The organism is Pseudoxanthomonas daejeonensis, assembly GCF_022637495.1.
Lineage (GTDB): Bacteria > Pseudomonadota > Gammaproteobacteria > Xanthomonadales > Xanthomonadaceae > Pseudoxanthomonas > Pseudoxanthomonas daejeonensis.
Window position 1 is genome coordinate 2,785,212 of sequence record NZ_CP093331.1, and the last position, 12,849, is coordinate 2,798,060.

Here is a 12,849-nt window from a genome sequence, read left to right on the forward strand (position 1 = left end):
GGCTCCGAATGACACCGGCCAGTCTGCCCCAAGGCGCGCGCCCGTTGGAAGGTGCGGAACAGGAGGAACCGGCACCTCCTGTGCGCGCCGGCCCTTGCGCGGGCCGACGCGTTCGCCGCGTTCGCGTCAGGCCGCCGAGGCCTGCTCCCGTTGCGGGCCCTCGCGCAGGGCGCGGCCGACCAGCGACACCAGCAGGTCGAGCTCTTCCTCGTCCATGCCGAAGTGCGGGGTGAAGCGCAGCGAGTTCTCGCCGCCGTGGATCACGTTGACGCCCTGCTGGCGCAACCATTCCTCGGTGGAGCCGGCGCCGTAGCACTTGAACTGGGGGGCCAGTTCGCACGAGAACAGCAGGCCGGTGCCCTGGACCTTGGTGATCAGGCCACCGAGTTCGGCCCTGAGGCGTTCGAGTTTCTGCACGGCCTGTGCGCCGCGCACGCGGATGTTCTCGCGCACCTGCGGGGTCAGCAGGGCCAGCGTCGCGCAGGCCACGTCCAGCGCGCGCGGATTGGTGGTCATGGTGTTGCCGTACACGCCCTTGCGGTACAGCGAGGCGGCGTGCGCGGTCACCGCCAGCACCGACAGCGGGAACTGGGCGGCGTTGAGCGCCTTGGAGTAGGTCTCCATGTCCGGCGGTTCGACGCCCTCGAAGCCGGGGTAGTCGACCAGCGAGAGCACACCATGCGCGCGCAGGCCGGCCTGGATCGAATCGATCAGCAACAGGCTGCCGTGGTCGCGGGTCAGTTCGCGCGCGGCGGCGTAGAACTCCACCGGCACGGCGCGGCCCGGGTCGCCTTCGCCCATGACCGGCTCCAGGAATACCGCTTCGATGAACCAGCCTTTCGTCGCCGCGTCGGCGAAGGCCTGGCGCAGTGCGGCCACGTCGTAGGGCGGGATCACGATCACCGAGTCCTCGCCGCGGTAGCTGGCCAGGTGCTGCACGTAGGCACGGCGGCTGGAATCGGAATACAGGCCCGGGCGGTCGGTCCGGCCATGGAAGCTGCCCTTGACCACGACGCGCTTGATCGTCGCGCCGGCGTGGCGCGCGCCCGGGTCGGTCTGCAGCTTGGCGTTGATGTCGACGATGCGGGTGGCCAGGCCCACGGCTTCGGAGCCGGAGTTGAGGCACATGAAGCGCTCGTAGGGGCAGCCGCCGCGGGACTGCCCGATTTCCCGGCGCAGCGCACCGATGAAACGGTGCTGGGCCAGGTTGGGGGTCATCACGTTGGCCATCACCTGCGGCCGTGCCATCGCCTCGAGCACCGCGGCCGGGGCGTGGCCGAAGCCGAGCATTCCGTAGCCGCCGGCGTCGTACAGCACGGCGCCCTTGAGGGTCACCACCCAGGGGCCACGCGCGGCGAGGGCGACATAGGGGGTGATGCAGTCGTCGGCATAGAAGTTGACGAAGCCGGCCTGCAGCGCCTCGATCTGCGCGCTTTCGTCCAGGTCGAGCAGCCCGGTGATGTCATTGCGCAGGCGGGCGTACTCCGCAGCGGCAGCCTCGATGGCAGCGGACAGGTCCGGATGCGAGCCCGCCAGGCGGGTGACGCTGGCGTCGTCCAGGCCGGCGGTCAGGCGTTGGCCTGCGTGCGAGCGCAGAGGGGCGAGGGGGGCAAGGACGGACATGCGGATCTCCCGGACAAAGGGCCCTGACAATGGGCTATCAGCCTATTATCTGGATGGGATCGTCGATTGGCAGCTATGATCCGCGCAGGAATCCATTGAATTTCGTCGAATCGACGAAACCGGACGGGCGAATTGAAGATCACCGATGCCGACGAACAGCTCCTGTCCCTGCTCAGGGAGGACGCGCGCGCCTCGACCGCGCAGATCGCGCGCCGTCTCGACCTGTCGCGGACCACGGTGCAGAGCCGGATCGACCGGCTCGAGCGCGCCGGCGTGATCCGCGGCTACACCGTGCGCGTGGACGAAGGCGTGGAGCAGGCGCGGATCCGGGCGCACATCATGATCACCGTGTTTCCCAAGAAGATGGCTGTGGTGGTCAAGGAACTGCACGCGATCCCGGAAGTGCGCACGCTGCAGTCCGTCAGCGGCACTTACGACCTGGTCGCGCTGGGCGTGGTGGCCGACGTGCACCAGATGGACCTGCTGACCGACCGGATCGGCGCGATCGACGGGGTCGAGCGCACCTCCTCGGCCATCGTGCTGTCGACCAAGTTCGAGCGCTGAGGCTTCGCGGGCCAACCGGGGCGGGCCGCTACAATGGGCGGCTTCCACCCGTGCCCGGGCGCCCGCCGAACCGCTGCCTTGAAGAAGTCCGATTTCAACTACGCGCTGCCTGAGGAACTGGTCGCCCAGGCCCCGCTGGCGGAGCGATCCGCCAGCCGGTTGCTGCTCGTGCCGCCGGTCACGGGTGCGTTCTCCGACCTGCAGGTGCGCGACCTGCCCGGGTTGCTGCAGCCGGGCGACCTGCTCGTGTTCAACGACACCCGGGTGATCCCGGCGCGCCTGTTCGGACAGAAGGACAGCGGCGGCCGGGTCGAGATCCTGATCGAACGGCTGCTGCCCGGCGAGCAGGCGCGTGCCCAGGTACGCGCAAGCAAGTCGCCCAAGCCGGGCAGCAAGATCGCGCTGGACGGCGGCGGCCGGGCCGAGGTGCTGGGTCGCGATGGCGAGTTCTACGACCTGCGCTTCGAGGTCAAGGGCGGACTGGAGGCGTGGCTGCTGAAGGTCGGCCGCCTGCCATTGCCGCCCTACATCCGCCGCGAGCCGGGCCAGGACGATGCCGAGCGCTACCAGACCGTGTTCGCCAGGCAGGTGGGCGCCGTGGCCGCGCCCACCGCCGGCCTGCACTTCGACGAGCCGCTGCTGGCCACGCTGCGCGAGCGCGGAGTGCAGTTCGGACACGTGACCCTGCACGTGGGCGCGGGCACCTTCCAGCCGGTGCGGGTGGACGACGTGCGCCAGCACACCATGCACAGCGAATGGCTCAACGTCGGCGCCGAGCTCGTCGCGCAGGTGAGGCGCACGCGCGAAGCCGGGGGCAGGGTGGTGGCGGTGGGTACGACGGTGGTGCGCGCGCTCGAGAGCGCGATGCGCGACGGCGAGCTCGCGCCTTTTGCCGGCGAAACCCGTATTTTCATCTTCCCCGGCTACCGGATCCGCAGCGTCGACGCGTTGCTGACCAACTTCCACCTGCCCGAAAGCACCTTGCTGATGCTGGTGTCGGCCTTCGCCGGCAAAGAGCGGGTGTTCGATGCCTACCGCCACGCGGTGGAGCAGCGTTACCGCTTCTTCTCCTACGGCGACGCGATGCTGCTGTGGGGGCAGGATTCCCAGGCGCGAAGACGCGCCGCAGCCACTGCCTGGGCCTAGCCCGAGCCGCGCCGGCCCCGGGGACTTGCGTCGCCAGCCGCCACGCATCCGGTGCGGAAGCCGATCGGCGACAATACGTCCCCCAACGTCCCCAGCAGTTCAATGTCCCGATTGCAGTTCCAGCTCAAGACCACCGATGGCGCGGCGCGCCGCGGCCGCCTGGCTTTCCCGCGCGGCACGGTGGAGACGCCGGCGTTCATGCCGGTCGGCACCTATGGCTCGGTCAAGGGCGTGCTGCCGGACCAGGTCCGCGCGCTGGGCGCCGAGATCATCCTCGGCAACACCTTCCACCTGTACCTGCGTCCGGGCCTCGAGGTGATCGGCGCGCATGGCGGCCTGCACGGCTTCACCCGCTGGAACGGGCCGATCCTCACCGATTCGGGTGGTTTCCAGGTGTTCTCGCTGGCGCACCGGCGCAAGATCACCGAGCAGGGCGTGACCTTCGCTTCGCCGACGGATGGCGCCAAGGTGTTCCTGGGCCCGGAGGAGAGCATGCGCATCCAGCAGGTGCTCGACTCGGACGTGGTGATGATCTTCGACGAGTGCACGCCGTACCCGGCCACCGCGGACGTCGCCCGGCGTTCGATGGAGCTGAGCCTGCGCTGGGCGCAGCGTTCGCGCAACGCGCACGACGAACTGGGCAACGACGCCGCACTGTTCGGCATCGTCCAGGGCAGCGTCTATCCGGACCTGCGCAGCCGTTCGCTGGATGGCCTGCATGCGATCGGCTTCGACGGCTATGCGATCGGTGGCCTGGCGGTGGGCGAGCCCGAGCACGAGCGCAACGCCATGCTCGAACACCTGCATCCACGCCTGCCGGCCGACCGGCCACGCTACCTGATGGGCGTGGGCCGTCCCGAGGACCTGGTCGAAGGCGTGGCTCGCGGCGTGGACATGTTCGATTGCGTGATGCCGACCCGCAACGCCCGCAACGGGCACTTCTTCACTTCCTTCGGCACGGTCCGGATCCGCAACGCGAAGTACGAGCGCGACATGGACCCGATCGAGCCGGGCTGCGGCTGCGTGGCTTGCGCCGGTGGCTACACCCGCAGCTACCTGCGCCACCTGGACCGCTGCAACGAGATGCTGGCGCCGATGCTCGGCACCCTGCACAACCTCTGGTACTACCAGAAGCTGATGGCCGACATGCGCGCGGCGATCGAGGCAGGCCGGTTCCAGGCCTTCCGGACGGGGTTCTACGCGGCCCGCGGCGCTGCCGTGCCCGCCGATCCGGCCTGACCGGTAGCCCCCATGGGGAACCCCGGGCCGTAAAACCGGTCACAGGCAGGCCTTGCAACCGGCCCGGGTCGCCCCTATGGCATACTCCGCGGCTATTTTCCGCAAAACTGGACGATCCCGATGAGCTTCCTCGACCTCCTGATCCCGGCCGCCCATGCCCAGGCCGCCGGTGGCCAACCGCAGGGCGGCGGCTTCGGCATGCTGCTGTTCCCGATCATCCTGATCGCGATCATGTACTTCCTGATGATCCGCCCGCAGATGAAGCGGCAGAAGGAACACAAGGGCATGCTCGACAAACTGTCGCGCGGCGACGAGGTCATCACCTCGGGCGGCGTGGCCGGCACGGTCACCGACATCGGCGACAACTTCGTCACCGTCGAGATCGCCGACAACGTGCGCGTCCGCGTGCAGAAGGCGGCCATCGGCAACGTGCTGCCCAAGGGCACCCTGAAGTCCGCCTGATCCTCCCGTCCCACCGATGAGCGTGGTCCCGCGGGGCGGGACCGCGCGGGGTCCCGCAATGCTCGAATTTCCCCGCTGGAAGTACTTCGTCATCCTGCTGGTGCTGGCGCTCAGCGTGGTCTACGCGCTGCCCAACATCTACCAGAGTGACTACGCCGTACAGATCACCGGCAACCGTGGCGCGGCGCTGGATGATGCGCTGAAGACCCGGGTCGGTGGCTACCTCGAGGCCGCCGCCGTGCAGCCCAAGTCGGTGGCGGTGGAAGGCGACAGCCTGATGGTCCGCCTGGCCGACGCCAACGCGCAGACCCTGGCCGCGGACGCGTTGCGCAGCAACCTGGGCGAGAACTACACCGTCGCCCTGAACCTGGCCTCCAATGTGCCGCCGTGGCTGGACCGGATCGGCGCCGCTCCGATGGTGCTGGGCCTGGACCTTCAGGGCGGCGTGCACTTCGTGCTGCAGGTCGACCAGAAGGCCGCGCTGGAGAAGCGCGTCGATGCCTACGTGGAAGACGTGCGCGTGACCCTGCGCGACAACCGCATCCGCTACACCGCGGTCGACCGTCGCGCCGACCACAGCATCGCCATCACCCTGGCCTCCGACGCCGACCCGGCCAAGGCCCGCGAGCAGCTGGCCAAGGTGATGCCGACCCTGGCCGTGGAAGGCGCGGGCAGCCGTATGGTCGTGAGGATTCCGGAAGCCGAACTGGGTGCCATTTCCGAAGGTGCGCTGAAACAGAATATCGACACCCTGCGCAATCGCGTCAACGAGCTGGGCGTGGCCGAGCCGATCATCCAGCGCCAGGGCAACGACCGTATCGTCGTGCAGCTGCCCGGCGTGCAGGACACCGCGGCGGCCAAGCGCATGATCGGTGCTACCGCGACGCTCGAATGGCGTGCGGTGATCGACGGCAATGCCGCCGATGCTGTCGCCAGCGGTCGCGTGCCACCGGAAGCCAAGGTTTTCTACCGCCGCACCGGTGAGCCAGTTCTGCTGAGCAAGCGCGTGATCGTCACCGGCGACCAGATGCAGACCGCCTCGGCCATGGTTGACCAGAATGGCCAGCCGGGGGTCAGCGTGACCCTGAGCAACGTGGGCGGCGACCGCATGTTCGACTTCACCAGCGCCAACGTCGGCAAGCCGATGGCGGTGGTGTTCACCGAGCGCGTCCCGCAGGTGACCATGGTCAATGGTGAGGAGGTGCGCAGCTTCCGGGTCAGGGAAGAGGTGATCAACACCGCCACCATCCAAGGCGTATTCGGCAAGAATTTCCAGACCACCGGTCTTGAGAAGGCCGAGGCCGAGGACCTGGCCAAGCTGCTGCGCGCCGGCTCGCTGGCCGCGCCGATGGACTTCGTCGAAGAGCGCATCGTCGGTCCGAGCCTGGGCGCGGAGAACGTGGAGCGCGGCGTGACCGCGGTGCTGTACGCGTTCCTGTTCACCCTGGTGTTCTTCGGCGTGTACTACCGCATGTTCGGCCTGATCACCGGCGTGGCGCTGATGTTCAACCTGCTGATCGTGGTCGCGGTCATGTCGCTGTTCGGCGCAACCATGACCTTGCCGGGCTTCGCCGGCCTGGCCCTGTCGATCGGCCTGTCGGTGGACGCCAACGTGCTGATCAACGAGCGCATCCGCGAGGAACTGCGTGCCGGCGTGCCGCCGAAGACCTCGATCGTCACCGGTTACGACAAGGCCAGCGGCACCATCCTCGACGCCAACCTGACCGCGATCATCGCCGGCATCGCCCTGTACGCCTTCGGCACGGGCCCGCTGAAGGGCTTCGCCGTGACCCTGATGATCGGCATCCTGGCGTCGATGTTCACCGCCATCACCGTCTCGCGCGCGATCGTCACGCTGGTCTATGCCCGCCGCAAGAAGCTCAAGTCCCTGGCCATCTGACGGGAAGCAAACACACACATGAATATCTTCCCGCTGACCCTGATCCCGAACGACACCCGCATCGACTTCATGCGGATGCGCTGGGTGTCACTGACCATCGCGGCGCTGCTGTTCGTCGCCTCGATCGGCACCGTCGTCGTCAATGGCTTCAACTACGCCCTGGACTTCACCGGTGGCACCGTGGTCGAGGTGCGGTTCGACCATGCGGTCGACATCGATGGCGTGCGCGAACGCCTGGCTTCGGCCGGTTACGAGGGCGCGCAGGTGCAGAGTTTCGGCAGCGGCAACGACCTGCTGGTCCGCCTGCAGCCGCGCGATGGCCAGACCACCACCGATGCCAATAACCGCACGGCGCAGGAGGTGCTTGCCGCCGCGTCCCTGCCCGACAACGCCGCGAACCTGCAGCGCACGGAGTTCGTTGGCCCGCAGGTGGGTGACGAGCTGGCCCGCAACGGCCTGTACGCGGCGCTGTTCGTGGTGGTGGGCTTCCTGATCTACATCGGCGCCCGCTTCGAGTGGAAGTTCGCGGTCGTGGCCACCGCGACCACGTTGTTCGACGTGCTGGTGACGGCGGCGTTCTTCTCCTGGACCGGCCGCGATTTCGACCTGACCGTGCTCGCCGGCCTGCTGGCGGTGATGGGCTTCTCGATCAACGACACCATCGTGGTGTTCGACCGCGTCCGCGAGAATTTCCGCAGCCTGCGCGTCGAGCCGCTGGAAGTGATGAACCGCTCGATCAACCAGACCCTGTCGCGCACGATCATCACCTCGGTGGTGTTCTTCCTGTCGGTGCTGGCGCTGTACCTGTACGGCGGCGGCTCGCTGGAAGGCTTGGCCATGAGCCAGATGATCGGCGCGGTGATCGGCACGCTGTCCTCGATCTTCATCGCCTGTCCGCTGCTGACGGTAGGCTTCCTCAAGGTCACCAAGCAGGACCTGCTGCCCAAGGCCAAGGACGAAGAGGCGCTGGCGCGGCGCCCGTAACAGGGCCGCGGCAACGCCACAGAAAAGCCGCCCCTCGGGGCGGCTTTTTCTTTGACCGTGCCACAGGTGCGGCAGGGATGCGAGGCCTGGATGCGGGCCGCGGGGGCGCCGCGCCTTGCTCAGTTGAACGCTGCGGCGTACCCGGTGTTCACCACCAGCTTCTGCAGTTCGCCGGCGACCTTCACGTTGCCGGCGATGATCTGCCGGGCTTCCGGGCCTCGCTCGTCCATGCGCGCGGTACCGGCGCCGCGGAAATCGCAGATGCGGCCACCGGCCTCGCGCACCAGCAGCACGCCGGCGGCGATGTCCCAGGCCTTCACCCCGGCCTCGAAGTAGGCGTCCATGCGGCCGCAGGCCACGTAGGCCAGGTCCAGCGCGGCCGAGCCGGTGCGGCGCACGTCCTCGGCATGGACCAGCAGCGAATCCACGCACTTGAGCTGGGCGCTGGCGCGCGGGCGTTCGCGCGGCGGAAAGCCGGTGCCGACCACGGCGCCGGCCAGGTCCTTGCGGTCGGCCACGCGGATCTTCTTGTCGTTGAGCACCGCGCCGGCGCCACGGCTGGCGGTGAACAGCTCGTTGCGCAGCGGGTCGAAGATCACTGCGTCGATCGGCTCGCCGTTGTCGACCAGGGCGATCGAGACGCAGTAGTGGGGGAAGCCACGCAGGTAGTTGCTGGTGCCGTCGAGCGGGTCGATCACCCACTGGAAGCGGCCCTGCCGGCCCGGCTGGTGGCCGCCTTCCTCGCCGAGCACGCCATAGTCCGGGTAGGCCCGGCGCAGTTCCTTGACGATCACCTTCTCGGCGTCGGCATCGACCTCGCTCGCGTAGTCCATGCGCTGCTTTTCGACCACGTTCAGCGCATCGAGGCGGTTGATGTGGCGGAGCAGGACGTTTCCGCCGAGGCGGGCGGCCTTGACCATGACGTTGACGGCGGGGGATTGCATGGCGAAAGCTCCCGGGAGGGCAGGGACGGAACGGGCGAAGGTAAAGAGCGGTCCGGCCCGCATGGCCGGTCGGGCAGTTTACCATCTGCACCATGTCTGCTCCTGTACCCCAATCGACTGCCGCCCCCGACCTCGCCGGGAACATCCGCATCGTGCTGGTCGGCACCCAGCACCCCGGCAACATCGGCGCGGCCGCACGCGCGATGAAGACCATGGGCCTGTCCCGGCTGGTCCTGGTCGCCCCCGAGAAGCCGCTCGACGACGACGCCCAGAGGCGTTCGGCCGGCGCCGAGGACCTGCTCCAGTCCGCACCGGTCCACGCGACCCTGGCCGAGGCCGTCGCCGATTGCCGGCTCGTGCTGGGCTGCACCGCGCGCAGCCGGCGGGTGCAGCTCGAGCAGCTGGAGCCCGATGCGGCCGCCGGTCGCCTGCTCCAGTTCGCCGCTGCCGATACGGTGGCGCTGGTGTTCGGGCGCGAGCGCACCGGGCTGACGAACGAGGAACTGCAGCTGTGCCACGCCTCGGTCCACATCCCTTCGGACCCGGCGTTCAGCTCGCTCAACCTGGCCGCGGCCGTGCAGGTGCTGGCCTACGAGCTGCGCCTGGCGCTGCTGGCGGCCGCTCCCGCGGACGCCGCCATCCCCCGGTCCGACGACCTGGGGGCCACGCATGAACAGGTCGAGGGCTTTTTCTCGCAGCTGGCCGAGACGCTGGACGCGATCGATTTCCACAAGGGCCGGAGCCCGGATTCGGCGATGCGCAAGCTGCGCCGCCTGTTCCTGCGCACCGACCTGACCGTGAACGAGGTCCGCCTGTTGCGCGGGGTCCTGGCCGATGCGCAGCGGATGGCACGGCTGGCCGGCGAGGGCGAGGCCGGACGTCTGTCGCCCTGAGCAGGTTTTCGCTAGGCTTTGGCATCGGAATCAGGGGGCGTGCGTTGTCCAGAGCTCGGAAGTGGATCCAGGCGGCATGCTGTGCTGCCGTCGTGGCCATGGGCTTTCCGGCCCACGCTTCCGAGGACGCCCATGTCCTGGTGCTCGGCCGCATCAGCGACGACCCCAATGCCCACTACGCCCAGCTCAAGCCGCTGCTGGACTATGTCGTGCCGCGGATGCGCGACGTGGGCATCACCGAAGGGCGCGTGCTGATGGCGCGCGACGCCCAGCAGATGGCCAGCTACCTGCGCCGCAACCGGGTCGACTGGGTCACCGAAACGGCCAGTACCGCCGTGCAGTTGCAGCAGCGCGTGGCGGCGCGGCCGCTGCTGCTGACCGAGCGCAACGGCGTCAGCAGCTACCGCACGGTGTTCTTCGTGCGGAAGGACCGCCCGATCAGCAGCCTGCGCGACCTGCGCGGCCATACCCTGGCCTTGCAGAGCACCGCCTCGACCAGCGCCTACATGGTGCCGATGACCGAACTGCTGGACGCGCATCTCTCGCCGGAAATCCTGCTGGCGCCTTCGGACGTGCCATCGGAGGACCGGGTCGGGTATGTCTTTGCGCGATCGGAACTCAATATCGCCTCCTGGGTGCACAAGGGCATGGTCGACGCCGGTGCGCTGAGCAGCGTGGACTGGGACGATCCCCAGCGCGTGCCGGACGCATTCCGCTCCGATTTCCGCGTCATCCACCAGAGCCATTCCTATCCGCGCGCGCTGGAGCTGGTGCGCGCGGGCATGGAGCCGCGGGTCGAGGCGAGGCTGCGCGAGGTTCTGTTGCAGGCCGCGGACGACCCGGCCGCACGCGATGCACTCAAGCTGTTCTTCAACACCTCGCGCTTCCTGGCCCTGGACCGGGACTCGGAGCGGGCGCTGGAAGTGCTGAAGAAGGGCGTGCAGCGCGTACGCGCGGAGGTCGAATGAAGCCCAGGTTCGGCCTGCAGGCGCGTTTCCTGGTGGCGATCACGCTCATGCTGGGTGTGGTGGTGCTGGTATTGGTGCTGCTGATGCAGCGCCAGCAGCAGATGCGCCAGGAGACCGAATCGATCAGTCGCGAAGCGGTCCACCGGCTGGTCGACACCTACCTGCGCGACCATGCCGCGTCGCTGGCACGCCGGGTCGCCGAGCGTCTCGCCAACCCCATGTACTACCGCGACCTGGATGCCATCGGCACCGTGGTGCGCGACAACTCGCGCGACAGCCTCGTCGACTACATCCGCGTGTACGACCTTGAGGGCCGGCTGGTGCACGACGGCTCGGTGGAGATCGCCGATTTCGGCAAACGGATGGACGATCCGCTCGCCGCCCAGGCCATCGCCGCCGACGGCCTGCACGTGCAGGTCTCGCCGACGGTGGTGGACGCGTCGACGCCCGTCATGGTCGGCAGCGAGCGCGTGGGCGGTGTCCGCGTGGGCCTGGACCTGCAGGTGGCCGGACGCTACGAGCAGAAGAACCTGTCCGAGCTGGGCGCGCTGATGGACGACCTCGCCAAGCGCCACCTGGGCTGGCTTGCGTTGCCGCTCGGCCTGCTGGCGCTGGTTTCGATCCTCGCCGCCTGGTACGTGCAGCGCACCCTGGTCAAGCCGATCCGCTGGCTGGCGGCGTCCGCGCGTCGGATCGAATCGGGCGATTACACGGTCGAGCGCCTGCACAGCGCACGCACCGATGAGATGGGCGACCTGGTCCGCACCTTCGGCCGGATGAGCGAGGCCGTAGCCCGGCATGACCGCGAAGTGCGGCGCATGGCCTACACCGACGCGCTGACCGGCCTGACCAACCGCCTGGCCTTCCGCGAGAGCCTGGACCACCGTTTGATGCTGCTGCGCGGCGCCGGCCGCCAGCTGGCCCTGCTGTTCGCCGACATCGACGACTTCAAGCGGGTCAACGACACCCTGGGCCATGAAGCCGGCGACGAGGCGCTGCTGCAGTTCGCCAACCGCATCCGCGAAGCCGTGGACAAGTACGGCGGAGACGACGCGCTGCTGGCGCGCTTCGGCGGCGACGAGTTCGTGATCCTGATCCAGGAAGGCGACGTGCGCGCCGCCGCCACGCGCCTGGCCGAAGTGCTGGTGGCCGAATTGCGCCGGCCGCTGGACATCCAGGACCGGCAGGTGTTCCTCGGCACGTCGATCGGCATCACCCTGTTCCCCGAGGACGCCTCCAGCGCCAGCGCGCTGATGAAGAACGGCGACATCGCCATGTACCAGGCCAAGGTCGCGGGCAAGAACGGCCATCGTTTCTACAGCCGTGCCATGGACCACGCGGTCGAACGCCGCGTGCACATGGAGCAGGAACTGCGCGGTGCGTGGGAGCGCGGCGAGCTGAGCGTGGTCTACCAGCCGGTCTGCCGGACCAGCGACGGCCGCGTGGTCGGCGCCGAGGCCTTGCTGCGCTGGCAGCACCCGATGCTGGGCATGATCGCGCCGTCGGTGTTCATCGATGTCGCCGAGCAGAGCGGCCTGATCGAGGGCATCGGTCCGCGCGTGCTGCGCACCGCGTGCACCGAGGCGATGCGCTGGGCCGGCATGGGCGACGGCAACGACCGCCTGTTCGTGTCGGTGAACGTGTCGCCACGGCAGTTGCGCAAGGGCGACCTGCCGGACATCGTCGCCGAGTGCCTGCGCGAGACCGGGTTGCCGGCGTCCTCGCTGCACCTCGAGCTGACCGAGACCGCGGTGATCAGCGACGAGCTGCAGGCCGCGGCGATGCTCGCGCGCCTGCACAGCACAGGGGTCAAGGTCTGGCTGGACGACTTCGGTACCGGCTTCTCGGGGCTGAGCCACCTGCGCCGCGTGCCGGTGGACGGGGTCAAGATCGACCGCAGTTTCGTGGCCGACCTGCAGCGCGACCCGGACGACCTCGCCCTGACCACGGCGATCATCGCCATGGCCCATTCGCTCGGGATCACGGTCGTGGCCGAGGGCGTGGAGAAGGAAGCGCAGTACAACCTGCTGTGCGAACGCGGCTGCGACCTGGTCCAGGGGTACTGGCTGAGCCATCCGATCAGCGCGACCGAATTCGCCCACCTGCTGGCGCGCCGCGGCCGCTGA

At 68.7% G+C, this 12,849-nt stretch carries 11 protein-coding genes; 9 read left to right on the forward strand and 2 right to left on the reverse strand.

Translation table 11 applies throughout. The annotated features are described in order from the left end of the window. Window positions 1-126: 126 nt before the first annotated feature. Window positions 127-1,623: an aminotransferase class III-fold pyridoxal phosphate-dependent enzyme gene (locus MNQ95_RS12525; RefSeq protein WP_241953075.1), complete on the reverse strand. Its 1,497-nt coding sequence runs from the start codon at window positions 1,621-1,623 to the stop codon at window positions 127-129. Between the two features lie 132 nt (window positions 1,624-1,755). On the opposite strand from MNQ95_RS12525, the gene MNQ95_RS12530 reads away from it, so the two are divergent. The 6 genes from MNQ95_RS12530 (at window position 1,756) to secF (ending at window position 7,918) form a co-directional block, all read left to right on the forward strand. Next, window positions 1,756-2,187: an Lrp/AsnC family transcriptional regulator gene (locus MNQ95_RS12530; RefSeq protein WP_162408595.1), complete on the forward strand. Its 432-nt coding sequence runs from the start codon at window positions 1,756-1,758 to the stop codon at window positions 2,185-2,187. 33 nt (window positions 2,188-2,220) lie between these two features. Then, on the forward strand, window positions 2,221-3,333 hold the full coding sequence (gene queA, locus MNQ95_RS12535) for a tRNA preQ1(34) S-adenosylmethionine ribosyltransferase-isomerase QueA (protein WP_241953076.1): 1,113 nt from the start codon (window positions 2,221-2,223) through the stop codon (window positions 3,331-3,333). Between the two features lie 102 nt (window positions 3,334-3,435). Beyond that, the gene (gene tgt / locus MNQ95_RS12540; protein WP_241953077.1) at window positions 3,436-4,572 is read left to right on the forward strand and encodes a tRNA guanosine(34) transglycosylase Tgt; all 1,137 of its coding nucleotides are present in this window, start codon (window positions 3,436-3,438) and stop codon (window positions 4,570-4,572) included. A gap of 120 nt (window positions 4,573-4,692) precedes the next feature. Beyond that, window positions 4,693-5,034 carry a preprotein translocase subunit YajC gene (gene yajC / locus MNQ95_RS12545; protein ID WP_162408598.1) on the forward strand — a complete coding sequence of 114 codons (342 nt, stop codon included), beginning with the start codon at window positions 4,693-4,695 and terminating at the stop codon, window positions 5,032-5,034. A gap of 58 nt (window positions 5,035-5,092) precedes the next feature. Beyond that, window positions 5,093-6,934 (forward strand): protein translocase subunit SecD, encoded by a 1,842-nt coding sequence (secD, locus tag MNQ95_RS12550; RefSeq protein WP_162408599.1) that lies wholly within the window; start codon window positions 5,093-5,095, stop codon window positions 6,932-6,934. A gap of 18 nt (window positions 6,935-6,952) precedes the next feature. Further along, window positions 6,953-7,918 carry a protein translocase subunit SecF gene (secF, locus tag MNQ95_RS12555; RefSeq protein ID WP_162408600.1) on the forward strand — a complete coding sequence of 322 codons (966 nt, stop codon included), beginning with the start codon at window positions 6,953-6,955 and terminating at the stop codon, window positions 7,916-7,918. Between the two features lie 119 nt (window positions 7,919-8,037). Here the strand turns inward: secF and MNQ95_RS12560 are convergent, their stop codons facing one another. Then, entirely contained in the window at window positions 8,038-8,862 is an 825-nt protein-coding gene (locus MNQ95_RS12560) for an inositol monophosphatase family protein (RefSeq protein ID WP_162408601.1), read from the reverse strand. Between the two features lie 92 nt (window positions 8,863-8,954). Between MNQ95_RS12560 and MNQ95_RS12565 the strand changes: the two genes are divergently transcribed. The 3 genes from MNQ95_RS12565 to MNQ95_RS12575 all read left to right on the forward strand — a co-directional run bounded on the left by MNQ95_RS12565 (window position 8,955) and on the right by MNQ95_RS12575 (window position 12,849). Continuing rightward, window positions 8,955-9,755 carry an RNA methyltransferase gene (locus MNQ95_RS12565; RefSeq protein WP_241953078.1) on the forward strand — a complete coding sequence of 267 codons (801 nt, stop codon included), beginning with the start codon at window positions 8,955-8,957 and terminating at the stop codon, window positions 9,753-9,755. 98 nt (window positions 9,756-9,853) lie between these two features. Then, window positions 9,854-10,723, forward strand: a complete 870-nt coding sequence (locus tag MNQ95_RS12570; RefSeq protein WP_162408603.1) for a phosphate/phosphite/phosphonate ABC transporter substrate-binding protein — start codon at window positions 9,854-9,856, stop codon at window positions 10,721-10,723. After that, the gene (locus tag MNQ95_RS12575) at window positions 10,720-12,849 is read left to right on the forward strand and encodes a putative bifunctional diguanylate cyclase/phosphodiesterase (protein ID WP_241953079.1); all 2,130 of its coding nucleotides are present in this window, start codon (window positions 10,720-10,722) and stop codon (window positions 12,847-12,849) included. The genes MNQ95_RS12570 and MNQ95_RS12575 overlap by 4 nt, the downstream gene beginning before the upstream one ends.

Coding starts and splice junctions, on each gene's coding strand:
- MNQ95_RS12525 (WP_241953075.1), bottom strand. CDS start 1,623: ATGTCCGTCCTTGCCCCCCTCGCCCCTCTGCGCTCGCACGCAGGCCAA.
- queA (WP_241953076.1), top strand. CDS start 2,221: ATGGGCGGCTTCCACCCGTGCCCGGGCGCCCGCCGAACCGCTGCCTTG.
- tgt (WP_241953077.1), top strand. CDS start 3,436: ATGTCCCGATTGCAGTTCCAGCTCAAGACCACCGATGGCGCGGCGCGC.
- yajC (WP_162408598.1), top strand. CDS start 4,693: ATGAGCTTCCTCGACCTCCTGATCCCGGCCGCCCATGCCCAGGCCGCC.
- secD (WP_162408599.1), top strand. CDS start 5,093: ATGCTCGAATTTCCCCGCTGGAAGTACTTCGTCATCCTGCTGGTGCTG.
- secF (WP_162408600.1), top strand. CDS start 6,953: ATGAATATCTTCCCGCTGACCCTGATCCCGAACGACACCCGCATCGAC.
- MNQ95_RS12560 (WP_162408601.1), bottom strand. CDS start 8,862: ATGCAATCCCCCGCCGTCAACGTCATGGTCAAGGCCGCCCGCCTCGGC.
- MNQ95_RS12565 (WP_241953078.1), top strand. CDS start 8,955: ATGTCTGCTCCTGTACCCCAATCGACTGCCGCCCCCGACCTCGCCGGG.
- MNQ95_RS12570 (WP_162408603.1), top strand. CDS start 9,854: ATGGGCTTTCCGGCCCACGCTTCCGAGGACGCCCATGTCCTGGTGCTC.
- MNQ95_RS12575 (WP_241953079.1), top strand. CDS start 10,720: ATGAAGCCCAGGTTCGGCCTGCAGGCGCGTTTCCTGGTGGCGATCACG.